Below are 24,488 nucleotides of genomic sequence, written 5' to 3'. Positions count from 1 at the left end.
TTTTCCGACGCTTTTGCCGGGCGCTTTGCAGTACGCTTGCGTCCTGAAGTTTCCCCGGCAGAGGGAAGCCAGCCACACATTTCCACCCTTGCCCGGCGTGTAAACCATCGATCACCTGTCCCGCGGGACTTCCAGTGAGGTTTACCATGCGTATCACATCCGAACTCATCTGCCAGGCCGCCGACCAGCTCAAGGGCTTTGTCGGTTTCAACCGCAAGAGCGGCCAGCACATCGTGCGGTTCAGCGAAGACTCCTTCGGCATGGACGTCGCCGACGACGCCATCATTCCCGCCAGCGAGTTCGTCTGGGCCGCCGCCGAAGGCCAGCTCATGGTGCTCAAGCGCGAGCTGATCCAGTTGCTGCTGGAACAGAACATCGACGAGCGCATCAACATCAGCGAACCCTTGCGCGTGTACATGCGCCGCAGCGACCTGCCGGAAATTTCGGCGCAGCGCAACCTGGTCCGCGAACTGTAGGGGGGCGGGCTGACGCTATCGCGAGCACGCTCGCTCCTACACAGGACGGTGTTCATCCTGTAGGCGCGAGTGTGCTTGCGATAAGATTTTCAGCCCTCGAACAGATAAGCGCGCTCGACCTTGCACACCCGGGTCTGGCACGCCGCGTACCAGTCGCTGCGCCCGCGCTCGCGAGCGATGCGGTGTTCGGCGTGCTGCTTCCAGGCGAGGATCGAAGCCTGATCCTGCCAATAGGACACGGTGATGCCGAAACCGTCCGGGTTGCGCGCGAACTCCATGCCGAGGAATCCCGGTTGCTGCTGCGCCAGTTCGACCATGCGCTCGGCGGCCTGCTCGTAGGCCGGGTCCGGGGCATTGCGTTGTGCGCTGAAAATCACCGCGTAGTAGGGCGGCTCCGGAGTGCGGGCGATCATGCGCGTCGCTCCAGGCACGCGGCGAGCAGGGCGCTGACCAGGGGCGGGACCACGCCTTTGAGCGCGGCCCGCTCCGGCTGGAACAGGGTGGCGACGAAAAATGGCTGGTCGCGCAGTTCCACCGCCCGCAGGTCGCCGGCCGAGTCGTAGCCGCTGGGGTGCAAGTCGTGCTTGAGCAGTTGCGCCGCGAACGCCGGGTTGACCCCGTAGCGGCATCGATACCCTTCGCTGATCACGTGCTCGCCATACGCGGCGGCGATGCGGCTGCCTGCGCACAGACGGATGCTGTCGGTGGCTTCCACCAGGGCGCAGGTCAGCGGGGTGAGCAGGGCACGCTCGGCTTCGGGATGGGTTTCGCCATGTTCGGCGTCGGCCCAGCCCAGCACGTTGCGCGCGTATTCCAGCACCGCATGCTGAAAGCCGCCGCAGGTGCCGAGGAAGGGCCGCTGCTGTTCGCGGGCAAAGCGGATGGCACGCAGGGCGCCGTCCATGGAGCGGTAGGGGCTGGCAGGCACGCACCAGATCCCGTCGAAAGGCTGCAGCGCTTCGCTACTGGCCAGGCTGTCGGTGGCCAGCCATTGGTAGTGCACCTTGAGGCTGGTTTCCTCGGCCGCCATTTGCAGCGCCAGGGGAATGGCCTGGTGCGCGGTGACGTGCGGGTCGTAGTCGCCCACCAGGGCGATGTGCAGGGTGGGTGCGAGATGAGGCATGGACGTCTCCCTATGGGCCGGCGCTTGTCGATCGGCGAAGGCCACTATAGATTGGCGCCCACGCATTCAATATTGGCGTTTATCCAAGTGATCAATGCAGCTGTGCACTATCAGCTCGACTATCCCGACCTGTCGCTGATCCTCGCCCTGGTGCGCGGCGGCTCCCTGGCCCGTGCGGCGGCGCTGCTGAAGGTGGATGTGTCCACGGTATTCCGTGCCGTGCGGCGCCTGGAGGCCGCGCTGGGCCAGCAGCTATTCGACAAGAGCCGCGCCGGTTACTTGCCCACGGGCCTGGCCCGTACGTTGGCCGAGCAGGCCGAGCGCGCCGAACAGGCATTGGACGCGGCGCGGGTCGGGGTGGAGCAGGGTGGCGCGGTGGTCAGCGGCACGGTGCGCCTGACCTGTACCGATTCGGTGTTGCAGGGCGTGCTGTTGCCGGCACTGGCGCAGTTCATGTCGCGTTACCCGGCGCTGGCCCTGGAGCTCAGCACGTCCAACGATTTCGCCAACCTCAGCCGGCGCGACGCCGATCTTGCCCTGCGCCTGACCCGTTCGCCGCCCGAGCATCTGGTGGGCCGCCAATTGCGTGCGGTGTCCTACCGGGTCTGCGCGAGTCCGAGCTATGCCCGGTCGGCGGCCGCTGCACAGCTGGCCGAGCTGACCTGGATCGCCCCGGACGATTTCCTCCCGGACCACGCCACAGTGGCCTGGCGCCGCCAGGCGTTGCCGGGGGTGATACCGGGCTATCGCTGCAACAGCATGCTGGCAGTCAGCGAACTGGTGAAAGCCGGACTGGGCGTGGCGGTGTTGCCGGATTTCCTCCTCGATCGCAGCCACGACCTGCAACCCTTGAGCGACCCGCTGCCGGGCTGCGACACCGCGCTCTGGTTGCTGACCCGGCCCGATTGTCGGGCGCTGCGTGCGGTGGTGACGCTGTTCGACGAATTGAGCCTGCGCCTTCGCGCCCCGCAGTGAGTTACGCCGGTGGTTGATCCTTGAGCACAAAGTGCTGGTGCATTTCGCTGGTCAGGTTCTCGATGCGCTCGGTCAGTTGCTTGGTCATTTCAGTCAGGCGGGTGTTCTGCTCCAGCAGTTCGAGCAGTTGCGCGGCATGCTGCGCGGCTTGGGCCTGGCGTTCGCTGTTGGCGACAGCAATGGCTTCGCGATGCTGGGCATCGGCGTCGGTCTGGGCTTTGTCGCGCGCGGCCTGGCGGGTCTGGGCCAGCAGGATCAGCGGTGCGGCGTAGGCCGATTGCAGGCTGAAGGCCAGGTTGAGCAGGATGAACGGGTAGACGTCGAAGTGCGTCGCGCCGTTCAGGTTGAGGCCGACCCAGACCAGCACGATCAGGGTTTGTGCGCCCAGAAAGGCCGGCGTGCCGAAAAACCGGGCAAAGGCTTCGGCCTTGAGGGCGAAGCTGTCGTTGCCGAAGGTCGGGGCCAGATGGGCATGGGAACGGTGAAAGCGCAGGTGGTCGACAGGCGCGGGAGAGGTTGTTTCGGACGGGGTTGGGTTCATGGCGGACTCGGGGCAGGGGAACTGCCGGTCACTATAGAGCCCTGTCGGCGTCGACGCCTTCCCTGGCATCGATTCAGAAACGCCGGTTCAGAACGCCGCACGCTCGTTGGCGAACATGCTCACGGCCTGTACCGCTTCGCTGGTACCGTCACGAATCTGCAGGATCACCGTGCCGGCCTGATCCGCCAGGTCGACGCCCTTGGCCGCTCGGTCCCGGGTGCCGTCCATGCTCTTGATGGCCTGCTGGGTTTCGGTCTGGATCATGTCGATCATCTCGGAGATTTCCGCCGTCGAACCGCTGGTACGGGCGGCCAGTTGCCGGACCTCGTCGGCGACTACGGCAAAGCCGCGTCCCTGTTCGCCGGCGCGCGCGGCTTCGATCGCGGCATTGAGCGCCAGCAGGTTGGTCTGGTCGGCGATCGCCCGGATGGTGTTGACGATCGCGGTGATCTGTTCGGAGCGCTCGCCGAGCTTGGCGATCAGGGTCGATGACGCTTCGATGTTGGCGGCAATCTGGCGCATTTCGCTGGCCGCCTGCTGGATCACCTCGGTGCCCTGTTCGGCGACATGCCGGGTTTCGACCGAGATGTGATAGGCCTGGGTTGCGCTCTGGGCGTCCTGGGCATGTTTTTCCACCATCGCGGTGACGTCGGAGGCGTACTTGACCACTTTGCACAAGCGCCCGGCGGCGTCGTACACCGGGTTGTAGTTGGCTTCGAGCCACAGCGATTGCCCGTATTTGTCGATGCGCTCGAACTGGCCGCTGAAGAACTCGCCCTGATTGAGACGCCGCCAGAAATCCTGATAGGCGCTGCTGTTCACCAGCTCGGGCTTGCAGAAAATCCGGTGATGTTTGCCCTTGAGTTCGGCGAGGGTATAGCCGAGGCGATTGAGGAAGTTCTGGTTGGCGGTGATGATGCTGCCGTCGAGATTGAATTCGATCATCGCCATGGCGCGGTCAATCGCATGCAACTTGCCTTTGGACTCGCTCTCCTGCTGGACTTTCAGAGTGACGTCGAGGGCGTATTTCACCACCTTGACGACGTTGCCGTCGGAATCCTTGATCGGGTTGTAGCTGGCCTCCAGCCATACCGATTGCCCCTTGGCATCGATGCGTTCGAAGGTGCCCGCTTCGAACTGGCCGTTTTTCAGGCGTGCCCAGAGTTCGCGGTATTCGTTGCTGCGGGCAAACTCGGGGCGACAGAACTGGCGGTGGTGATGGCCGACGACTTGTTCTGCGCGATAGCCCATGGTTTTGAGGAAATTGTCGTTGGCCCGCAAGGCTATGCCCTCCAGGTCGAACTCGATCACCGCCATTGAGCGTTCGATGGCATCGAGCAGGCTGGCTTGTTGGGCGATGGTGTGTTGCAAGGCGTCGATCGTTTTATTCTGGCGGCTAAATAGCATGATGGCCGGTACTCCGTGGGAAAAACCTGAAGGCAGTCCCTGTTGCGCGCCTGAATGCCGAAAGCCAAGGGACCTCGGCATTTTCCGCTCAATACCAGCATTCCATGACTGGCAGATAAACGCTTAAGTGATACGTGCGTACGTTTGGGTATCTGGGATAGACCCTTGCTGAACACTTGGAAAGACACTGTGACTTTGAGTGTAGAGGGTTTATTTTTTGTGACCGAAGGGTTTTATCTGGTTTTTTGAATAGCGTTAAGAACAATTATTCCGAAATGAACTGAATGATGCTGAGTAAATTTATACAGAATATTTTTTTGTACAACTTCTCAGGAGTCATTCATTGCGGCGAGGAAGGCGTGGCTTTCCTGGCTGGCGCTTGCGACTTTGTTACGCCCGGAGTTTTTTGCGGCATACAAGGCTTTGTCGGCTTCGATGAGCCACATCGCCGCATCGCTCAGCCCCGGGTGCCAGGCGGCCAGGCCAATGCTCAGGCTGACCCTGAGTTGCGGTATGTCCGGATGGCGATAGTGGCTGAAGACCTCACGTAGCCGTTCCATGACTTCGCGGGCCTGCTGGAGCGAGGTCGCGGGGAGGATCACGCAGAACTCATCGCCGCCATAGCGACCGGTCAGGTCGCCTTGGCGCAGGTTGTGCTTGAGGTCGCAACTCAACTGATGCAGCACGGTATCGCCCAGGATATGCCCGTGGCTGTCGTTGATGCGTTTGAAATGATCGATGTCGATCAAGGCAATGGTGCCCTGGCAGCGTTGCTGCTGGCACTTGGTGAATTTGAGGTGCAGCAGATCTTTCCAGGCGCCGTGGTTGAGCAAGCCGGTGAGGCTGTCGGTGCGGCTCAATGCACGCAAGGCATGCTTGTGTTCGAACAGTTTGATCGCCAACTGGTAGCAGACCATGCCCAGGGCCATTGGGTAGAGGATCAGCATGGGCAGGCAAGCATAGATCTGCCACTGAGTGGTGTGCCCGGTGAAGGCCGGGCCGAGTAGCAACCAAGCGAGCAGCACACCGCCGAGCTGGGCGAAAAAGCCGCGGATGAACAAGTGCAGCCCTCCGGCCGCAAGGTTGTTCATGGCCATCATCGCCAGGATGGTCACCGTGGGTAGCGGATTGAACTGCATCGCTGCCGCCCAGATGCCCCCGAACAGCGAGTCGCACCACAGGTTGCGGCGTTCAGCCTGGTAGGGAAACGCGGCCCGGGTCGAGATCAGGTACGCCAGGTGCGGCCAGAGAAAACCGTTGAACAGCAGGAGCGCCCAGACCCAGGACGGTTGCTGCACCGGGTACAGGCCGGCGAATACGCTGAGGCAGCCGATTCCCATCCCGACCACCCTGGGCAGGTAAATACGTTTGGCAAACGACAGCCCTTTGCCTTGTTGGTTATCCATAAAATTCCGTGTCAGCCGGTATTGAAATACCTTGTGATGTTTTTACTGGCCGCCGTCCTTCCGCGGGCGAGGCGGCGAACATTGTCATTTATTCCAGGAAGAATAATCAGTGTCCTTGCAGGCCATTTAATGGCACGGGCGTACGCAAACGCCCATTGCAGAGCGGTCGATCAGCACCGTTGCAGCACGGCGGATTCGCTGTCGAGAGGGGGATCAGGCCTGATAGGTAGCCAGGAACATGTCTATCGCGGATTCGACGACACGGTACCGTTCTTCCGCGTCGAGAGGCGGCCGGTTCATGGTGATCTGCGGCCAGAAGGCAAAGGCCTTGAGCATGCCGTGGATCTGCTGGGCGGCGAAATCCGGGTCGAGCGGCTTGAGCTGGCCGTCCGCCTGGGCCGAACGAATCCACACCATCAGGCCTTCCTCGCGCTCGCCCATGCGCGCCACCATGTACTGGGCGCGCTCGGGGGAGTGGAGGGTGGCGGCAATGGCAACCTGTGCCAGGTTGAGGAAATTGTCGTCGGCCAGCAGTTGCAGCTTGGCCATCAACAACTCGCGCAACTGTTCACGCAGGCTTAATCCCGGACGGTAAAGAATGTCCGGTCGCGCCCTGATGCTGGCCCATAACTTGTGCAGGATCTCGGTGAACAACTCTTCCTTGCTGGGGAAATGGTTGTACACCGTGCGCTTGGAAACTCCGGCCGTCGCCGCGATCTTGTCCATGCTGGTGATATCGAACCCACTGGCGTGGAATTCGGTAATCGCCGCTTGGATGATGGCTTGGCGTTTGAGGTCGGTCAGGCGCTTTGGAGCTGTCATAAGTTAGGTTCGAGGACGGTCGTTGGCAGTTATCCGGGGCAGTTTACTTAGTCCCGGCTTTGTTGCAATCTAGAAAAACTACACTGTGCAGTGTAGTTCAAGGCGCAAATAATGATGGTTGGCTGACGCTTGCGTGCATTGGCCTTTCTCGTCCCGCAGAGAATCACCGGAGCCTTGCCGGTTCCTTGGAGTCACTGATTCATGGCCACTCTCTCTTCTCGCGCAGCCAATGCTTCGCGTGCCGAAACGTCCTTGCAGGAACAAGGCGCCTTCCGCAATCACTCGCCGGTCCGGCGGGCCGGGCTGGGCAAGACGCTGGGCATCTTTTGGCGCATGTTGTTCCACAAACCGCGTAACACCCGGCCGGTAGGAGCGATCCCGGTACAACCGTTGAGCCGCGAACAGCTGCTGGCGGCACCGAACCAGAGCGTCTACCGCCTGGGGCACTCGACGCTGTTGTTGAAGCTGCACGACAAGTTCTGGATCACCGATCCAGTGTTTGCCGAACGCGCATCGCCGGTGCAATGGGCCGGTCCCAAGCGTTTTCATCAACCGCCCATCAGCCTGGACGAACTGCCGCCGATCGAAGCGGTGATCCTGTCCCACGACCATTACGATCACCTCGACCATCAGACCGTGCTCAAGCTGACGGACAAGACCCGGCATTTCCTCGCCCCCCTGGGCGTGGGCGATACCCTGGTGAAGTGGGGCGTGCCGGCCGACAAGGTGCGCCAGCTGGATTGGTGGGAAGGCACCGAAATCGACGGCATCCGTTTCATCGCCACGCCTTCGCAGCATTTTTCCGGCCGCGGCCTGTTCGATGGCAACAGCACGCTCTGGGCGTCCTGGGTGATGATCGACGGCGATACGCGGATTTTCTTCAGCGGCGACAGCGGCTACTTCGACGGTTTCAAGCGGATCGGCGAGCGTTACGGCCCGTTCGACCTGACCCTGATGGAAACCGGTGCCTACAACGTCGAATGGCCGGGCGTGCATATGCAGCCGGAGCAGACCCTGCAGGCGCATATCGACCTCAAGGGCCGCTGGTTGCTGCCGATTCACAACGGCACGTTCGACCTGTCGATGCATGCCTGGTATGAGCCGTTCGACCGCATCCTGTCGCTGGCCTGGGAACGCAGTATCGCCATCGCCACGCCACAAATGGGCGAAGCCTTCAACCTGGCGCAGCCGCAGCGTGGGCACGCTTGGTGGATGGAAGTCGACCCGGCGAGCGAGCAGGTGGCCGCAAGCGATCTGTAGGCCCTTCATCGGCCCCGATCATGCCCGGGTTGTCGTGTCGGCACCTGGGGAGTATCTAGAAAACTCCCCCGTTACCTGCGGACTTGTGTGATGGCCTATCGGCTGCATCTGTTTGGAGCATCCGGCTCCGGTACCACGACCTTGGGCCAAGCGCTGGCCCAGCGACTGGCTATCGCTCATTTCGATTCGGACGACTTCTTTTGGTGCCCCAGCGAGCAACCCTTCAGCCTTCGACGCCCGCGCGCCGAGCGTATCCGGTTGTTGCAGCAGCAGGTGGCGGGGCTGGACAGCTGGGTGTTGTCAGGTTCGCTGTGTGGCTGGGGCGACCCGATGATTCCGACCTTCACCCATGCCGTTTTCCTGCGGCTCGACCCCGAGATCCGCTTGCAGCGCTTGCGCCAGCGCGAGTTTCAGCGTTACGGCGAACATATCCATGAGGGCGGTGAACGCCATGCCGCTACCCAGGCCTTCCTCGCCTGGGCTGCTGGCTATGACTGCGGTGGCCAAGGTACGCGTAGCCTGCGCCGGCATGAAAGCTGGATCACCGAACTGGGTTGCCCGGTGATCCGCCTCGATGCCACTCATCGTTCGGTGTTGGCGTTGCAGGACGAGGTCCTGGATGCCCTGGATCATTCGATCAGGGTGTAGTCGGGCCGCTCCATCGGGTTGGGCGTGGCGCCCTTGATGTTCATGCCGCGCCCCGGAGCAAAGCCGGGGAAGAACACCAGGCCCTCCGCCTCCAGGCGAAACGCCAGGGCCAGGCGAGTGACGTCGAGCAATTCGCCGCCGGCTTCGAAACGCCGGATGGCGGCTGCCGAGACGCCGGACTCCCGGGACAGCTGCTCCTGGTTCCAGCCCAGCATGGCGCGGGCCTGGAGGCAGTGTTCCGGGGTGAACTGGAAGAGGGCGATACGTTCCAGGGTGACTTTCATCGCGAGTGAGGCCATGGGTTTTCTCCGGAAGTTGGGAAAGGTGACTCGATAAAATACTGTTTATTTGTACAGTTGTTTTGCTTGCGGAGCAAACCCATTTGGACGATCGCCTCAATGTCTTCGTGACAAGGCTTGTCCCGATACCTAGGTCTCCATCGCCAGGTACGCCGTGGGGGCTTGTCCCAGCACCCGGCGGAACATGGTGGAGAAAGCGCCAGGGCTGTCGTAGCCGAAGTCGAGGGCAATGCGTGTGACGGTCTCGCCGGCGGCCAGGCGGGCCAGGGCCTTGACCACACAGGCGCGCTGGCGCCACTGGACGAAACTCATGCCGGTCTGCTGGCGAAACAGACGGTTGAACGTACGCAGACTGATGTGCAGCTGTTGCGCCCATTGAACCGGGGCCTGATGGGCGTCGGGCCGTTGCAGGAAGGCCTGGCACAGGGCGAGCAGGCGCGGCGCCTCGGGCAGGGGGATATGCAGGGGCAGGCGGTTGGTGCGGGCCAGTTCGTGCAGCAGCAGGCTGACCAGCGCGCCATCGCGTGCCCCCTGGTCATATTCCAGCGGCAGGTCCACGGCCTCCATCAGCAACTGACGCATCAGCGGCGACACGCCGATCACCTGGCATTCATCGCCCAGCGCCGGCATTGCCGCCGGCTCGATGTACAGGCTGCGAGTGCTGACGCCCAGCATCAACACCTCATGCGCCACTAGCGGCGGGATCCATACGGCGTGCTGCGGCGGCACCACCCAGCGACCCTGGCGCGTACTTACCTGCATCACCCCGGTGGCGCCATACAGCAGTTGCGCGCGGCGATGCCAATGGCTGGGCAGCAGATGGCCCGAGGGGTAATCGTTGCCGATCGCCACCACGGCACGGGGCGTGTGGTCCAGCAGATCGATCGAGGTGTTGCGCATAGCGGCGGGCGTCCAGGAAGTGGCGTAAATGCAAACAGTATTGGCTGACTTGCTGAAGCCGGCCAAGCCCTGGCGTTCTATCGTCGAGCTCTTCTGTTCACGGAGTGTCTTCGATGTTTTATCTGTGGTTGGTCTTGTTCGGCTGCATGAGCGGAATCAGTGCGGTGCTGTTCGGCTTCGGCGGCGGTTTTGTCGTGGTGCCGTTGCTGTACCACATGCTGCTTGGCGGCCACGGCGCTGATCCGGCCAGCGGCCAGTCGGCCATGCATATCGCGGTCGCCACTTCGACCTGCGTGATGATCGTCAATGCGGGGATGGCCACTGGCAAACACCTGCGAGCCGGCAATCTGATCCGGCATTACCTGTGGCCGCTGGGGGCCTATATCGGGTTGGGGGCCATAGCTGGGGCGGTCCTGGCTACGGCGGTGAGCGGCGAGGTGATGCGTTATGCCTTTGTCGCCTACCTGGCGCTGACCATTGCCGACTGTCTGTTGCGTCGCGGTTTTCTGCAGCAGGCTGGCACCCGCGTGCCGCGTCGCCTGGGGCCGGCGCAAACGCTGGGCGGCGGCCTGAGCATCGGCGCCATCGCCACATTCCTCGGGGTCGGTGGCAGTGTGATGACCGTGCCGCTGCTGCGCCGTTGTGGCCTGAGCATGACCCTGGCCACGTCCATGGCCAACCCGCTGAGCTTGCCGGTGGCCCTGGCTGGCACCCTGACCTATATGGCCCTGGCCGGCTTCAGCCAAGGCGACCTGGGGCCCTGGTTTATCGGTTACGTCGACCTGTTGGCCTTTGCCCTGTTGACCCTTGGTTCATTGCTGGGCATGCGCCTGGCATCGCCATGGATCGGGCGTATTCCCGACCGGCTGCATGCGCGGGTGTACATCGGCCTGTTGACGCTGGTGCTGTTCAGCATGCTGGTCCGCTAAGGGCTAGCCTGCTGCCAACCCCGGCGCTTCGCGAATGATGAAATGGTCGAGGTTCTCGATATTGGCGCTGAAGACCCCGAAGGTCTGTTCAGGGGTTTTCTTGCTCGGCACCTGCTTCAGCTCCGGGGTCACGCCATAGAAGAAGCAGTACAGCTCCTGCCCGCTGTCGATGGCATGCTTGATCTCTTCGAGGAAAGCTTTGCGCTTGCGGTAATTCTCGATCAGCTTCTTGCTCAGGTAGACATTCACCGAATAGGGCTTCTTCTTGGCCTCGTCCGCCTGCTTGAACCAGACCTTCTGTTCGAAGTCGACGCGAAAGCTCTGGGTGTAGTCCTTGATCTCCTTGATCTTGCCCCAGTAGATCAGGCCCTTGTTGTCTTGCAGGTACTCAATTTTCTTGAAAAACGAGGCATAGGAGGCGCTGTGCTCGCCGACTTTCAACGGCATGCGCTTGAGCAGCTCCTTGTCGTCGATGTTCGACACAAAACACTCCACCGGGTGGGCGAAGACGCTGGTCTTGTCCGGGGTGTCGGCCTGGGGCGGATGAGACGGGTGCGGGCCGGAGGAGGGGGCTGCCGTCGCAGCCCTTGGCGCCTGGCTATCCACAGCGGGATTGGCGGGCCTGCGTACATATTCGCGGCGGGTCAGCAGCAACTCGGAGGGAAAATGCTCCTCGCGATCATCCTCGGCCTCGGCGCTGTCCTTTGCGCTTGCCGAGGCTTTGTTGCTGGCATAGAGGCAGCCCTCGATGTGGCGGGTGCCGGGCAGGTTCTTGAAGTGCGGGGTGCGGATGTAATTGACATTCTTGGCATTGAACGTGCCGAGCTGATTGTCCGCGGCGAAGACGGCGCGACAGGCATCGTTGGGGCACTGGAACTGCTCTTTGGCCGAGTCGAAGGCCGTGGTCTCGTCGAAATTCAGGTCGCGCACGTCATAGATCGACAGCTTGTCGTCGAGGCCGATGCAGTAGGCGGTGTCGAATTTCATGGAGGCTCGGGTCCTTGAGTGAAGATGGCTATTAATAGCCGGTGATGGAGGGGCGTGCACTGATCTTTTCAAGCACCGACGCTTATCTCGGCATAATCTTGTAGCTAGCGCGACCCACCCATCACCGGAGAGGGCTCAGGTTCATGTCTGACGGCAACCGCATCAACATTGGCTCCATCGGCGACGCCAACCACATCAACATTGCGCAGAATCAAGCGCCCGAACGCAGCAGCATCCAGTTTGTCATCGACCCCAAAAGTGTCGAACGAGTGAGCCGGGGCAGCGTCGTCAAAGGCACGGTGGCGTTTTTCCTGTCGCTGCCGGCGCTGGCGCTGGCGGTCATGTCGATCGTGGCCGATGCGTTGGGCATCCTTTCCTACTTCAGCGTCGAATCGAAGGTCCTGGCCTACTTCATCCTGGCCATCGCCATGGGCGGGCTGATCCTGGGCAATGGCAAACGCAAGATGGCCACTGCCAGCATTCCACCGGACCAGGCACGTTTCATCGATGGGCGCTGGGTCGAACGGGACGAAAGCGGCGATTACCTGCTGTACCGCAACACCGCGCCCTGCAACTACGAGAACTGTCACGGCACCGTGCGTATTCAGCTTCCTCCACCCCGCGAACAGCACAACCACGACCTGATCGGCATCTGCGATATCGGCGGCAAGCAACACACCTATCGCGTCGACTTCAATGGCGTCGGCGAACGCCAGCATTTCGACTGGCGCCCGCTGGAACAGAACAAGCCCTGAGCCCGCCGCAGCCGCTCCTCTGTAGGGGCGAGCGTGCTCGCGAAAAACTCTCCCCGCCCACACCCATCAACAGACCGCAGCCAATGTTCTCGCCGCCGCGATTAACGGCTTTCTCACGAAATTTCCTACAGCGTTAACTAACAAAACTCTCACCATTTAGAGACGTGCCTTACGCGCTAAAGCTTGTAAAAACATTCACTTAGATATCTCGTCAGGCCCTGGCAGAGAACGTCACGCCCTTGGCAATGAGCGACAAGTCAGCCTCGTGGAAATGGCCGATAAGAAGGCGCCGGCCTCCTGTGTGAAGGTCCGGTGGGAACAAGCCAGGCGGCTTTTCCCCTCACAATAACGAGGACCTCGATATGCCTGTTCTTGCGCGTTCATTGTTGTTCTGTCTGACCCTGTCCGGCGCCGGGGTTGCCCTGGCGGCACCAGCGGCGGCTCCTTATCTGTCGGCGAATCAATTCCAGCTGGCCGACTACCTGCCACCGCCTCCGGCCATCGATTCGCCGTTGCAACAAAACGACCTGAAGGCGGTGCTCGCGGCGCAGGCTGCGCGCAGCAGCGCCCAGGTGAGTCAGGTGCAGCAGGACGACGAATGGGAAGACAGCGTGTTTCACTTCGCCAGGGAATCCCTCGGCGGTGGTTTCAGCGTCGAACGTTTGCCCCTGACCCAGGCCTTCTTTCGTCGGGCCCAGGAAGACCTGGTGCAATTCCTCATGCCGGCCAAGCACAGCTATGGCCGTCCGCGCCCTTACGAGGCCTCGTCCCAGGTGAAACCGGTTCTACCGCCGCCCGAGGGCGACTCCTACCCTAGCGGGCATTCGATGAACGGTTATCTCAATGCCACCCTGCTGAGCATGGCATTGCCGGAGAAACGCAGTGAATTGTTCAATCGTGCGCAGCTCAATGCCGACAGCCGGGTGATTGCCGGGGTGCACTTCCCCAGCGACCTGGAGGGCGGGAAAATCAGCGCCGCCGTGCTGGTGGCCCGGTTGCTCGACGACCCCAAGGCAGCGGCGGACTTCGAGTCGGTGAAAAAGGAGATCCGTGGCGCTTTGGCTTCTGCCAATTGAGCAGGTATTGGCCATTTGCCCGAGTGCGTGGTGCGCGCGGGTAGCGGTACTTTTGGCCCGACAATAAAAAAGCCCTGAGCAAGTCAGGGCTTTTTATCTTTCGTCGTGCCGACTCAGGCCGGCACCAGGCTGGCCGCTGGAATCAATCCCAGCTCAGCGCGCCACCGGTTTGGTACTCGATGACGCGAGTCTCGAAGAAGTTCTTCTCTTTCTTCAAGTCCATGATCTCGCTCATCCAAGGGAACGGGTTGGTGGTGCCTGGGTATTCTTCTTTCAGGCCGATCTGCGACAGGCGACGGTTGGCGATGAACTTGAGGTAGTCCTCCATCATCGCTGCGTTCATGCCCAGTACGCCGCGCGGCATGGTGTCGCGAGCGTATTCGATCTCCAGTTGGGTGCCCTGGAGGATCATCTGGGTGGCTTCTTCCTTCATCTCGGCATCCCACAGGTGCGGGTTTTCGATCTTGATCTGGTTGATCACGTCGATGCCGAAGTTCAGGTGCATGGATTCGTCGCGCAGGATGTATTGGAACTGCTCGGCGACACCGGTCATTTTGTTGCGACGGCCCATGGACAGGATCTGGGTGAAGCCGCAGTAGAAGAAGATGCCTTCCAGAACGCAGTAGTAGGCGATCAGGTTGCGCAGCAACTCCTTGTCGGTGTCGACGGTGCCGGTTTCGAACTTCGGATCGGAGATCGAGCGGGTGTACTTCAGGCCCCAGGCGGCTTTCTTCGCGACCGACGGGATCTCGTGGTACATGTTGAAGATTTCGCCTTCATCCATGGCCAGCGATTCGATGCAGTACTGGTAGGCGTGGGTGTGGATCGCCTCTTCGAACGCCTGGCGCAAGATGTACTGGCGGCATTCCGGGTTGGTGATCAGGCGGTACACGGCCAGTACCAGGTTGTTGGCAACCAGGGAGTCGGCGGTGGAGAAGAAGCCCAGGTTGCGCATGACGATGCGGCGCTCGTCGTCGGTCAGGCCTTCCGGGTCTTTCCAGAGGGCGATGTCGGCGGTCATGTTGACTTCTTGCGGCATCCAGTGGTTCGCGCAACCGTCCAGGTACTTCTGCCAGGCCCAGTCGTATTTGAACGGCACCAGCTGGTTGAGGTCGGCGCGGCAGTTGATCATGCGCTTTTCATCGACGGCGACACGGGCGGAAGCGCCTTCCAGTTCGGCCAGGCCTTCGGCGATGTCGAGCTGGTCCAGGGACGCCTTGGCACGGGCCACGGCAGCGGAGTCGCTGGCGGTAACGGCGCGGGCTTCGAGCGCAGCAGCACCGCCGGCACTGTCGAGGCGGTCCATAGTGGCTTCGGCCGCGTGGCCGGCGTTGGCGCCTTTAGCGGCGACTTCGCCTTCTTCTTTATCGAATTCGTCCCAGCTCAGCATGACGTGTCGTCTCCTGCATGAGGGCCAGATGCCCGTGTGAAAACTGATGGTTGGATTTTCACACGGCCGAACTGGCCGCGTTGGATCTTAAGGAATCGTTTGTTGCAACAGCTGACGCAGGCAATAAACAAAAATATGTACGGGAGTTTCGAGGCATCTATGGCGCCGAGGAGCGGATCGACTCCTGCGCTGGCTTCGAACTGGCTGTTTATCCCTGTAAGGGAATATTGCAGGCCCGTTTTAAGGCCGCATTATAAGGACTTTTTTGTCGCTGTGGTGCGACGAAGTGGCTCACGAATCGACCGACGAGGGGCGTTATCGCGGCGGAGCGAGGGTTTACAGGGCTTTGGCTGGCGAAGTTTTTTTTTCAGCCGATTTTGCAGGTTTTTATCGCTCCGGGGCGATCGGAGGTGTCGGGCGTTTTATAGGATAGGCTGAAAGCCGTGAAGGGCAAGGCTTGCAGGTTAGTGTCGAGGGTTTTGTAGACGAGATTGTGTGCAATTTTCGATGAAAATTGTTGATCGGATTTTTTGTTCGAAAAATGAGCAAAAAAACTCTTTTGCCACTACATCTTGTGTTCGGTGGTCAATTTTTGACCTTTGAAGCACTACTGTCCTGCGTGATTGCTCGACGTCGATCCGGACGTTCGAGAGAGGTGTTTCTGGGCTTCGTCAAGCCCCTTGAGGCGGTCTCATAAAACGCTGCCGCGGGGACTTGGCAAGGCGAAAAAGGGAGTGCGAATGCCGTGGTCGCACTGCTGGGGTGATGGCGCGCAGCAAGGCTGCTCATATTGTGTATCTGGCCATCTTTGCCGCAAGAAGGATTTCTTGCGGCCGGCACTTATTGAGACTTAAAGAGTAACTTTTATATCAGCCGTTAGAGCAGCCGTTACCCATGACTCGGTATTGCAGTATATGCCGCAGGCCTTTCGAATCTTCGTATTCCATACGCGCCGGAACAACTTCGCATACATCCGGAACTTCGCTCATGGAGATAACTTTGGCGATGTCCAGGTCGGACGAGTAAGAGTATTCCTCTACGGGAGCCTGCTGGCTTGCAACATCAGTCGGGATCTCGTCGGCCATTGCTGTAGCGCAAAGACTGCTGAGGGCCAGAACTAATAAAGCTTTCATTTGGTTTCACCTTTCTAAGGTCGTGTGGGGTCGCGCAGCCTTTGTGGGGCTGCGTGTGGAACTGTTAAGCAGAAGTTTTGGATTAACTGCCTTCGTGGGGGCTGTAACTTGGTTAATCGCGTTTGCCTTGTTGGCGAAGTCGATTCTAGGCGCCCGTACGGATGTCATACAGACGTGCTTTTGATAAACACTATTGACGGTTTTTGTAACAATCGCGCTAAAAGCGACCTCCCATGGCTCGGCAGCGCATCCTTAATTGTCGGCAGCACTGCCGCAAGTGCCGAAGTAGACAGGGGCGGGGGCTGTTCGCGGGCATTGGCAGGGGGTTGTTACTACCATCGTCGAATGGTTCTATAGGGCCGCCCCGGCTACAACGGGGTCATACAACAACAACTATGTCACCGAGGTAAGAAAGATGAGTGCGGCTTCTCTGTATCCCGTTCGTCCCGAGGTTGCGGCCAACACGCTGACTGACGAGGCGACCTACAAGGCCATGTACCAGCAGTCGGTCGTCAACCCGGACGGCTTCTGGCGCGAGCAGGCCAAGCGCCTCGACTGGATCAAGCCTTTCACCACGGTGAAGCAGACTTCCTTCGACGACCACCATGTCGATATCAAATGGTTTGCCGACGGCACCCTCAACGTCTCCTACAACTGCCTGGATCGTCACCTGGCCGAGCGCGGCGATCAGATCGCGATCATCTGGGAGGGTGACGACCCGTCCGAAAGCCGCAACATCACCTACCGCGAATTGCACGAGCAGGTCTGCAAGTTCGCCAACGCCCTGCGTGGCCAGGACGTACACCGCGGCGACGTGGTGACTATCTATATGCCGATGATTCCGGAAGCCGTGGTCGCCATGCTGGCCTGTACCCGGATCGGCGCGATCCACTCGGTGGTGTTCGGCGGCTTCTCGCCGGAAGCGCTGGCCGGACGGATCATCGATTGCCGCTCCAAGGTGGTGATCACCGCTGACGAAGGCATCCGCGCGGGCAAGAAGATTCCGCTCAAGGCCAATGTCGATGACGCCCTGACCAATCCGGAAACCAGCAGCATCCAGAAGGTCATCGTGTGCAAGCGCACCTCGGGCGACATCAAGTGGAACCAGCATCGCGACATCTGGTACGAAGACTTGATGAAAGTGGCCGGTACCGTGTGTGCGCCTAAGGAAATGGGCGCCGAGGAAGCGCTGTTCATCCTTTATACCTCCGGCTCCACCGGCAAGCCGAAGGGCGTGCAGCACACCACCGGCGGCTATCTGCTGTACGCGGCCCTGACTCACGAGCGCGTGTTCGACTACCGCCCGGGGGAAATCTACTGGTGCACCGCCGACGTCGGCTGGGTCACCGGCCACACTTATATCGTCTACGGCCCGTTGGCCAATGGCGCGACCACCGTGCTGTTCGAGGGCGTGCCTAACTACCCGGACGTGACCCGCGTGGCGAAGATCGTCGACAAGCACCAGGTCAACGTGCTCTACACCGCGCCGACTGCGATCCGCGCCATGATGGCCTCTGGTACCGCCGCCTGCGAAGGCGCCGACGGCAGCAGCCTGCGCTTGCTGGGTTCGGTGGGCGAGCCGATCAACCCGGAAGCCTGGGACTGGTACTACAAGAACGTCGGCCAATCCCGCTGCCCGATCGTCGACACCTGGTGGCAGACCGAGACCGGCGCAACCCTGATGAGCCCACTGCCGGGAGCCCATGCGCTCAAGCCGGGTTCGGCGGCGCGTCCGTTCTTCGGCGTGGTGCCGGCGCTGGTGGACAACCTGGGCAACATCATCGAGGGCGCCGCCGAAGGCAACCTGGTGATCCTCGATTCGTGGCCAGGGCAGGCGCGCACCCTGTATGGCGATCACGATCGTTTCGTCGACACCTACTTCAAGACCTTCCGCGGCATGTATTTCACCGGCGACGGCGCCCGTCGCGATGAAGACGGCTACTGGTGGATCACCGGGCGGGTGGACGACGTGCTCAACGTTTCCGGCCATCGCATGGGCACCGCCGAGATCGAAAGCGCGATGGTCGCGCACCCGAAAGTCGCTGAGGCGGCGGTGGTCGGCGTGCCGCATGACATCAAGGGGCAGGGCATCTATGTCTATGTCACGCTCAATGGCGGCGAAGAGCCAAGCGAAGCGTTGCGCCTGGAACTGAAGAACTGGGTGCGCAAGGAAATCGGTCCGATCGCCTCTCCGGATGTCATCCAGTGGGCGCCGGGGCTGCCGAAAACCCGTTCCGGGAAGATCATGCGCCGTATCCTGCGCAAGATTGCCACGGCGGAATACGACAGCCTGGGGGATATCTCCACCCTGGCGGACCCGGGCGTGGTGCAGCACCTGGTCGATACCCACAAGACCATGAACGTCGCCTGAGACTGATCCGTGTCTGCGAAAGCCCCGCCCGGCCTTGTGCCGGGCGGGGCTTTTTCGTGCAGGCCTGGTTGATCGGGTGGGCCGTATCGCGAGCAAGCTTGCTCCTCCAGGGCTTGCACGGGCTCTTGTAGGAGCGAGCTTGTTCGCGATGGCGTCAGCCCGGACACCACCATCTCGATCCAATAAATATCGGCAACGTCAATCGGATGATTCTGATTGTTACCGAACGAAGAGATTGTGTAACCCGCTGCCCGCATTCGGGGTAATGAGAAACGCGAGGCCCCGTTTCAGGGCCTTTTGCGGCCCGATAAAAAATAAGTCATAACGCTGTGCTTGCCGGAATAGAAGGCTTTGCGAATAATAGGCCCGCAATTTGCAGCGTAGATTGGTTCATCATCTTTTGCTCTTGCATAAACTTGAAGAGCTGTCAATGTGCTCGACCTGGTTTCTCAATGCTTCTGTAATTTGTTGTCGCATTGAGGAAATATCGGCTTCGGGCCTGTCGTTAGAATGCCGGTCACTCGCTCGTCGTTGCCTGTTCGTGGAGCCCATCCAGGGTTCAAGGTCGGGTCCTCAAGGACGCAGCGCCGCTATCAGGTTCCACCCATTCGCATATTGGGCTGTCGCTCACTCTGCCGTTTTCGCCCTTTACCGATGGAGTCCTAAGATGAAGAAACTCGTGCTTCTTGGCGCCCTGGCACTGTCCTCCGTGCTTTCCCTGCCGACGTTCGCCGATGAAAAACCTCTGAAAATTGGTATCGAAGCGGCTTACCCTCCATTCGCCTCCAAGGCTCCGGACGGCAGCATCGTCGGTTTCGACTACGACATCGGCAACGCCCTGTGCGAAGAAATGAAGGTCAAGTGCGTGTGGGTCGAGCAGGAATTCGACGGTCTGATCCCGGCGCTCAAGGTGCGTAAGATCGACGCGATCCTGTCGTCCATGTCGATCACCGACGACCGCAAGAAGTCCGTGGACTTCACCGGCAAGTACTACAACACCCCGGCGCGCCTGGTCATGAAGGCCGGTACCCAGGTCAGCGACGGCCTGGCCGAACTCAAGGGCAAGAACATTGGCGTGCAGCGTGGTTCGATCCATGAGCGTTTCGCCCGTGAAGTGCTGGCGCCCCTGGGTGCCGAGATCAAGCCGTACGGCTCGCAGAACGAAATCTACCTGGACGTGGCTGCCGGTCGCCTCGACGGCACCGTGGCTGACGCTACCCTGTTGAATGACGGCTTCCTGAAAACCGACGCCGGCAAAGGCTTCGCGTTCGTCGGCCCGGCGTTCACCGACACCAAGTATTTCGGCGACGGCGTGGGTATCGCGGTGCGCAAGGGCGACGCCTTGAAAGACAAGATCACCGGAGCGATCGCTGCCATTCGCGAGAACGGCAAGTACAAGCAAATCCAGGACAAGTACTTCGACTTCGACATTTACGGTCAGTAAATCGTCGAGTCAGCAGTCCGAGATGGCGCAAGCAGCAGAATCTCTGAAGTTTGCGCCATTTTTTCATCCCAATTTTCGAGGACCTGAATCATGTTGAAAGGCTACGGGGCTGTCATCCTCGATGGCGCTTGGCTGACGCTTCAGCTTGCCTTGTCGTCCATGGCCCTGGCCATCGTTCTAGGTCTGATCGGGGTTGCGTTGCGCCTCTCGCCGGTGCGCTGGCTGGCCTGGCTGGGCGATCTGTATTCCACGGTGATCCGCGGGATTCCCGACCTGGTGCTGATCCTGCTGATTTTCTATGGCGGTCAGGACCTGCTCAACCGCGTCGCGCCGATGCTCGGCTACAGCGATTACATCGACCTGAACCCGCTGGCCGCCGGTATCGGTACCCTGGGCTTCATCTTCGGTGCCTACCTGTCGGAAACCTTCCGCGGTGCCTTCATGGCGATCCCCAAGGGGCAGGCGGAGGCCGGCATGGCCTACGGCATGAACAGTTTCCAGGTGTTTTTCCGGGTGCTGGTGCCACAGATGATTCGTCTGGCGATTCCCGGCTTCACCAACAACTGGCTGGTGCTGACCAAGGCCACCGCGCTGATTTCGGTGGTGGGCCTGCAAGACATGATGTTCAAGGCCAAGCAGGCGGCGGATGCCACCCGCGAGCCTTTCACCTTCTTCCTTGCGGTGGCGGCGATGTACCTGGTGATCACCAGCGTCTCGTTGCTGGCATTGCGTTACCTTGAGAAGCGCTACTCGGTAGGCGTAAGGGCGGCTGATCTATGATCTTCGACTACAACGTCATCTATGAGGCCTTGCCGCTGTATTTCAGCGGCCTGCTGACCACCCTGAAACTGCTGGCCCTGTCGCTGTTCTTTGGCCTGCTGGCGGCTTTGCCCCTGGGGCTGATGCGGGTTTCCAAGCAACCGATCGTCAACTTCACCGCCTGGCTCTACACCTATGTGATCCGCGGCACGCCGATGCTGGTGCAGCTGTTCCTGATCTACTACGGCCTGGCGCAGTTCGACGCGGTGCGCCAGAGCTTCCTCTGGCCCTGGCTGTCGAGCGCGACCTTCTGCGCCTGCCTGGCGTTCGCCATCAACACCAGCGCCTATACCGCGGAAATCATCGCCGGCAGCCTCAAGGCCACGCCGAACGGCGAGATCGAGGCGGCCAAGGCCATGGGGATGTCGCGCTACAAGATGTACGCTCGCATCCTGTTGCCGTCGGCCCTGCGCCGGGCGCTGCCGCAGTACAGCAACGAAGTGATCATGATGCTGCAGACCACCAGCCTGGCCTCTATCGTGACCCTGATCGACATCACCGGCGCGGCCCGCACGGTCAATGCGCAGTACTACCTGCCGTTCGAGGCCTATATCACCGCCGGCGTGTTCTACCTGTGCCTGACCTTTGTCCTGGTGCGCCTGTTCAAGCTGGCCGAAGGCCGCTGGCTGCGCTACCTGGCGCCGCGGAAGCACTGATATGGAGCGCATCGACCATGCATTGCCGTGGTGCCATCTGGGCAGCGAACGGCAGATCTCGGTGTTCCGCTTCGGCCACGGCGAGCGCAAGGCCTATATCCAGGCCAGCCTGCACGCCGACGAATTGCCGGGTATGCGCGCCGCCTGGGAGCTGAAAAAGCGCCTGGCCGAGCTGGAAGTCCAGGGCGCGCTGAACGGTGTGATCGAGCTGGTGCCGGTGGCCAATCCGATGGGCCTGGGGCAGTTGCTGCAAGGCAATCATCAGGGGCGTTTCGAGGCGGGCAGCGGCAAGAATTTCAACCGTGACTTCGTCGAGCTGAGCGCGCCGGTCGCGGCTCGGCTGGAAGGGCGGTTGGGGGGCGATCCGCACGCCAATATCCGGCTGATCCGCCAGGCCATGAGCGATGTTCTGGCCGAACTGCCGGCGCCATCGAGCCAGTTGCAGGGCATGCAGCGCATTCTCCTGGGCCATGCCTGTACCGCGGACGTGGTGCTGGACCTGCACTGCGATGCGGAAGCGGCGCTGCACATGTATGCCTTGCCGCAGCATTGGCCGCAGTGGCGTTCCCTGGCGGCGCATCTGAACGTGCGCGTCGGCCTGCTGGCGGAAGACTCCGGCGGCAGCTCGTTCGACGAAGCCTGCTCGTTGCCCTGGCTGCGCCTGTCGCGCCAGTTCCCGCAGGCACAGATTCCGCTGGCCTGCCTGGCGACCACCCTCGAATTGGGCGGCCAGGCGGACACCGGTCGACCGCAAGCCGAGGCCCAGGCCGAGGGCATCCTGGCGTTCCTTGCGGAGCAGGGGCTGATCGCTGGTCAATGGCCGGCGCCGCAGCATGAGCCGTGCGAGGGCATGCCCTTCGAGGGCACCGAACTGTTGTTTGCGCCGCATCCCGGCGTGGTGAGTTTTCTGCGTCCGGCCGGCAGCTGGGTGGAGAAGGGCGAGCCGATTTTCGAAGTGATTGATCCCTTATCCGATCGGGTCAGCACCCTGTGTGCCGGCACCAGCGGCGTGTTGTTCGCCGTTGAGCGGCTGCGTTACGCCCAACCCGGTTTCTGGCTGGCCAAGGTGGCGGGGCGCGAAGCGCTGCGCCACGGGCGCTTGCTCAACGACTGACTGACTGTTTCTGTGAGAACCGACAGCATGTACAAACTTGAAGTCCAAGACCTGCATAAACGCTATGGCAGTCACGAAGTGCTCAAGGGCGTGTCCCTGAAGGCCGCGGCCGGCGATGTGATCAGCATCATCGGCTCCAGTGGCTCCGGCAAATCCACCTTCCTGCGTTGCATCAACCTGCTGGAACAGCCGCACGCCGGCAAGATCCTGCTGAACAACGAAGAGCTGAAGCTGGTGGCGAACAAGGACGGCGCGCTGAAGGCGGCCGACCCCAAGCAACTGCAACGCATGCGTTCGCGCCTGTCGATGGTGTTCCAGCACTTCAACCTGTGGTCGCACATGACCGCCATCGAAAACATCATGGAAGCACCCGTGCATGTGCTGGGCGTATCCAAGGCCGAAGCCCGGGAAAAAGCCGAGCACTACCTGGCCAAGGTCGGCGTGGCGCATCGCAAGGATGCCTATCCGGGCCATATGTCCGGTGGCGAGCAGCAACGCGTGGCGATCGCCCGTGCGCTGGCGATGGAGCCCGAGGTGATGCTGTTCGACGAGCCGACCTCGGCCCTCGACCCGGAACTGGTGGGCGACGTGCTGAAAGTGATGCAGGCCCTGGCCCAGGAAGGCCGGACCATGGTGGTGGTGACCCACGAAATGGGCTTTGCCCGTGAAGTCTCGAACCAGCTGGTGTTCCTGCACAAGGGGCTGGTGGAAGAGAGCGGCAACCCGCGCGAAGTGTTGGTCAATCCGCAATCGGAACGTTTGCAACAATTCCTCTCGGGCAGCCTGAAGTAAATCACTCCCGTAACGCACCAAATTAGGTCATGCTGCGCACCGCGCGCCAGATGGTCTAATTTGGTTGCAGCCGCCTTCGGCCTTTAACACTGTTTTCGTTTCGGATTGCCCGCCATGACTGCCCATCGAATTGGTTTCCTGATTTGGCCCAGCACTAAAGCCTTGACGCTGGCGCTGGCCGAGGAGGCCTTGCGTGTCGCTCAGCGGGTGCATCCGGAGGTGGTCTACGAGCTGGCCTTCCTGCAAGCCGAAGCCCCGGCCGAGGGTGCCTGGCAACTGCCGGGCGAACCTTGGTCGGGCAAGCTCGAAGGCTGCCAGAAACTGTTCCTGCTGGCCGACGAGCCGCCTGCCGCCCTGGCGCCGGCCCTCGGCAGCGCGCTCAAGCAAGTGGTGCGCTCTGGGTGCGTGATCGGCGGTCTGTCCGCGGGTGTATATCCCCTGGCGCAGCTGGGTTTTCTCGACGGTTATCGGGCGGCGGTGCACTGGCGTTGGCAGGACGATTTTGCCGAGCGTTTCCCCAAGGTCATCGCCACCAGCCATCTGTTCGACTGGGATCGCGATCGCCTGACGGCGTGCGGCGGCATGTCGGTGCTGGACCTGTTGCTGGCGGTGCTGGCGCGGGACCATGGCGCGGAACTGGCCGGCGCGGTTTCGGAAGAACTGGTGGTCGAACGCATTCGCGAAGGCGGCGAGCGCCAGCGCATTCCGTTGCAGAACCGCCTGGGTTCCAGCCATCCGAAGCTCACCCAGGCGGTGTTGCTGATGGAAGCCAATATCGAAGAACCGCTGACCACTGACGAGATCGCCCAGCATGTGTGCGTCTCGCGCCGGCAGTTGGAGCGGATCTTCAAGCAGTACCTCAATCGGGTGCCGAGCCAGTATTACCTGGAGCTGCGCTTGAACAAGGCTCGGCAGATGCTGATGCAGACCAGCAAGTCGATTATCCAGATCGGCCTGTCCTGCGGTTTTTCCTCGGGGCCGCATTTCTCCAGCGCCTACCGCAACTTCTTCGGCGCCACGCCGCGGGAAGACCGCAACCAGCGACGTAGCAGCAGCCCGTTCGAGTTGTCTTCGGTGCCTGCCGAGCGCGGTTGATTCCGTTCTATCGTTTTTGTCTGTTGAATCGCTATCGCGAGCAATCGAGCGTCGACCGGCTGCTCCTGCA

General features: G+C 61.2%; 24 protein-coding genes and 2 pseudogenes. 14 read left to right on the top strand and 12 right to left on the bottom strand.

The window, feature by feature from the left end; all coding sequences use genetic code 11:
- Positions 1-146: 146 nt before the first annotated feature.
- Entirely contained in the window at positions 147-476 is a 330-nt protein-coding gene (locus BTN82_RS22080; RefSeq protein ID WP_075121205.1) for a DUF2025 family protein, read from the top strand.
- A gap of 89 nt (positions 477-565) precedes the next feature.
- Here BTN82_RS22080 and BTN82_RS22075 read toward each other — a convergent pair whose 3' ends face one another.
- Positions 566-889, bottom strand: coding sequence for an antibiotic biosynthesis monooxygenase family protein (locus BTN82_RS22075; protein WP_075121204.1), 324 nt, complete (start codon positions 887-889; stop codon positions 566-568).
- A complete protein-coding gene (locus BTN82_RS22070) occupies positions 886-1,599 on the bottom strand; it encodes a CTP synthase (RefSeq protein WP_075121203.1) in 714 nt (237 codons plus the stop codon). Before BTN82_RS22070 ends, BTN82_RS22075 begins: the two co-directional genes overlap by 4 nt.
- Before the next feature lie 87 nt (positions 1,600-1,686).
- Between BTN82_RS22070 and BTN82_RS22065 the strand changes: the two genes are divergently transcribed.
- The gene (locus BTN82_RS22065; RefSeq protein ID WP_075121379.1) at positions 1,687-2,574 is read left to right on the top strand and encodes a LysR family transcriptional regulator; all 888 of its coding nucleotides are present in this window, start codon (positions 1,687-1,689) and stop codon (positions 2,572-2,574) included.
- 1 nt (position 2,575) lies between these two features.
- Here the strand turns inward: BTN82_RS22065 and BTN82_RS22060 are convergent, their stop codons facing one another.
- The 5 genes and pseudogenes from BTN82_RS22060 to BTN82_RS22045 form a co-directional block, all read right to left on the bottom strand.
- Positions 2,576-3,115 (bottom strand): DUF1003 domain-containing protein, encoded by a 540-nt coding sequence (locus tag BTN82_RS22060; protein ID WP_075121202.1) that lies wholly within the window; start codon positions 3,113-3,115, stop codon positions 2,576-2,578.
- 87 nt (positions 3,116-3,202) lie between these two features.
- Positions 3,203-3,640, bottom strand: a pseudogene (locus BTN82_RS31935) (methyl-accepting chemotaxis protein); the annotation flags it as partial.
- 117 nt (positions 3,641-3,757) lie between these two features.
- Positions 3,758-4,522 (bottom strand): annotated as a pseudogene (locus tag BTN82_RS31930) (PAS domain-containing protein); the annotation flags it as partial.
- A gap of 329 nt (positions 4,523-4,851) precedes the next feature.
- Positions 4,852-5,928 (bottom strand): diguanylate cyclase, encoded by a 1,077-nt coding sequence (locus BTN82_RS22050; protein ID WP_075121200.1) that lies wholly within the window; start codon positions 5,926-5,928, stop codon positions 4,852-4,854.
- A 213-nt stretch (positions 5,929-6,141) separates the two neighbouring features.
- Positions 6,142-6,750 (bottom strand): TetR/AcrR family transcriptional regulator, encoded by a 609-nt coding sequence (locus tag BTN82_RS22045; protein WP_075121199.1) that lies wholly within the window; start codon positions 6,748-6,750, stop codon positions 6,142-6,144.
- A gap of 201 nt (positions 6,751-6,951) precedes the next feature.
- Between BTN82_RS22045 and BTN82_RS22040 the strand changes: the two genes are divergently transcribed.
- Both BTN82_RS22040 and BTN82_RS22035 read left to right on the top strand, forming a co-directional pair.
- Positions 6,952-8,010, top strand: coding sequence for an MBL fold metallo-hydrolase (locus tag BTN82_RS22040; protein WP_075121198.1), 1,059 nt, complete (start codon positions 6,952-6,954; stop codon positions 8,008-8,010).
- A 90-nt stretch (positions 8,011-8,100) separates the two neighbouring features.
- Positions 8,101-8,658: an AAA family ATPase gene (locus BTN82_RS22035; RefSeq protein ID WP_075121197.1), complete on the top strand. Its 558-nt coding sequence runs from the start codon at positions 8,101-8,103 to the stop codon at positions 8,656-8,658.
- Here BTN82_RS22035 and BTN82_RS22030 read toward each other — a convergent pair.
- Positions 8,640-8,957, bottom strand: a complete 318-nt coding sequence (locus BTN82_RS22030; RefSeq protein WP_075121196.1) for a helix-turn-helix domain-containing protein — start codon at positions 8,955-8,957, stop codon at positions 8,640-8,642. The two genes, BTN82_RS22035 and BTN82_RS22030, sit on opposite strands and share 19 nt — an antisense overlap.
- A gap of 129 nt (positions 8,958-9,086) precedes the next feature.
- Complete coding sequence (locus BTN82_RS22025; protein ID WP_075121195.1) at positions 9,087-9,857, bottom strand: AraC family transcriptional regulator; 771 nt, start codon at positions 9,855-9,857, stop codon at positions 9,087-9,089.
- 113 nt (positions 9,858-9,970) lie between these two features.
- Between BTN82_RS22025 and BTN82_RS22020 the strand changes: the two genes are divergently transcribed.
- Positions 9,971-10,786, top strand: coding sequence for a sulfite exporter TauE/SafE family protein (locus tag BTN82_RS22020; RefSeq protein WP_075121194.1), 816 nt, complete (start codon positions 9,971-9,973; stop codon positions 10,784-10,786).
- 3 nt (positions 10,787-10,789) lie between these two features.
- Here BTN82_RS22020 and BTN82_RS22015 read toward each other — a convergent pair whose 3' ends face one another.
- Positions 10,790-11,773, bottom strand: coding sequence for a hypothetical protein (locus BTN82_RS22015; protein ID WP_075121193.1), 984 nt, complete (start codon positions 11,771-11,773; stop codon positions 10,790-10,792).
- 143 nt (positions 11,774-11,916) lie between these two features.
- Here BTN82_RS22015 and BTN82_RS22010 point away from each other — a divergent pair, with 143 nt between their 5' ends.
- Together BTN82_RS22010 and BTN82_RS22005 are read left to right on the top strand one after the other, a co-directional pair.
- Positions 11,917-12,528 carry a hypothetical protein gene (locus BTN82_RS22010; protein WP_075121192.1) on the top strand — a complete coding sequence of 204 codons (612 nt, stop codon included), beginning with the start codon at positions 11,917-11,919 and terminating at the stop codon, positions 12,526-12,528.
- A 362-nt stretch (positions 12,529-12,890) separates the two neighbouring features.
- Positions 12,891-13,604, top strand: a complete 714-nt coding sequence (locus BTN82_RS22005; protein ID WP_075121191.1) for an acid phosphatase — start codon at positions 12,891-12,893, stop codon at positions 13,602-13,604.
- A 142-nt stretch (positions 13,605-13,746) separates the two neighbouring features.
- Here the strand turns inward: BTN82_RS22005 and BTN82_RS22000 are convergent, their stop codons facing one another.
- Together BTN82_RS22000 and BTN82_RS21995 are read right to left on the bottom strand one after the other, a co-directional pair.
- Positions 13,747-14,994, bottom strand: coding sequence for a ribonucleotide-diphosphate reductase subunit beta (locus BTN82_RS22000; protein ID WP_075121190.1), 1,248 nt, complete (start codon positions 14,992-14,994; stop codon positions 13,747-13,749).
- 869 nt (positions 14,995-15,863) lie between these two features.
- Entirely contained in the window at positions 15,864-16,127 is a 264-nt protein-coding gene (locus tag BTN82_RS21995; RefSeq protein ID WP_075121189.1) for a DUF2790 domain-containing protein, read from the bottom strand.
- A 415-nt stretch (positions 16,128-16,542) separates the two neighbouring features.
- Here BTN82_RS21995 and acs point away from each other — a divergent pair, with 415 nt between their 5' ends.
- The 7 genes from acs to argR all read left to right on the top strand — a co-directional run bounded on the left by acs (position 16,543) and on the right by argR (position 24,418).
- The gene (gene acs / locus BTN82_RS21990) at positions 16,543-18,498 is read left to right on the top strand and encodes an acetate--CoA ligase (RefSeq protein WP_075121188.1); all 1,956 of its coding nucleotides are present in this window, start codon (positions 16,543-16,545) and stop codon (positions 18,496-18,498) included.
- A 667-nt stretch (positions 18,499-19,165) separates the two neighbouring features.
- A complete protein-coding gene (locus BTN82_RS21985) occupies positions 19,166-19,942 on the top strand; it encodes an ABC transporter substrate-binding protein (RefSeq protein WP_009050329.1) in 777 nt (258 codons plus the stop codon).
- A 90-nt stretch (positions 19,943-20,032) separates the two neighbouring features.
- A complete protein-coding gene (locus BTN82_RS21980; RefSeq protein ID WP_075121187.1) occupies positions 20,033-20,722 on the top strand; it encodes an ABC transporter permease in 690 nt (229 codons plus the stop codon).
- On the top strand, positions 20,719-21,417 hold the full coding sequence (locus BTN82_RS21975; protein WP_075121186.1) for an ABC transporter permease: 699 nt from the start codon (positions 20,719-20,721) through the stop codon (positions 21,415-21,417). The genes BTN82_RS21980 and BTN82_RS21975 overlap by 4 nt, the downstream gene beginning before the upstream one ends.
- 1 nt (position 21,418) lies before the next feature.
- Entirely contained in the window at positions 21,419-22,531 is a 1,113-nt protein-coding gene (locus BTN82_RS21970; protein ID WP_075121185.1) for a succinylglutamate desuccinylase/aspartoacylase family protein, read from the top strand.
- Between the two features lie 27 nt (positions 22,532-22,558).
- Entirely contained in the window at positions 22,559-23,323 is a 765-nt protein-coding gene (locus BTN82_RS21965) for an ABC transporter ATP-binding protein (protein WP_075121184.1), read from the top strand.
- A gap of 114 nt (positions 23,324-23,437) precedes the next feature.
- On the top strand, positions 23,438-24,418 hold the full coding sequence (gene argR / locus BTN82_RS21960) for a transcriptional regulator ArgR (protein ID WP_075121183.1): 981 nt from the start codon (positions 23,438-23,440) through the stop codon (positions 24,416-24,418).
- Positions 24,419-24,488: the final 70 nt, after the last annotated feature.

The organism is Pseudomonas chlororaphis (assembly GCF_001921865.1).
GTDB lineage: Bacteria > Pseudomonadota > Gammaproteobacteria > Pseudomonadales > Pseudomonadaceae > Aquipseudomonas > Aquipseudomonas chlororaphis_D.
This window is presented reverse-complemented; position numbering and strand designations above follow the sequence as displayed.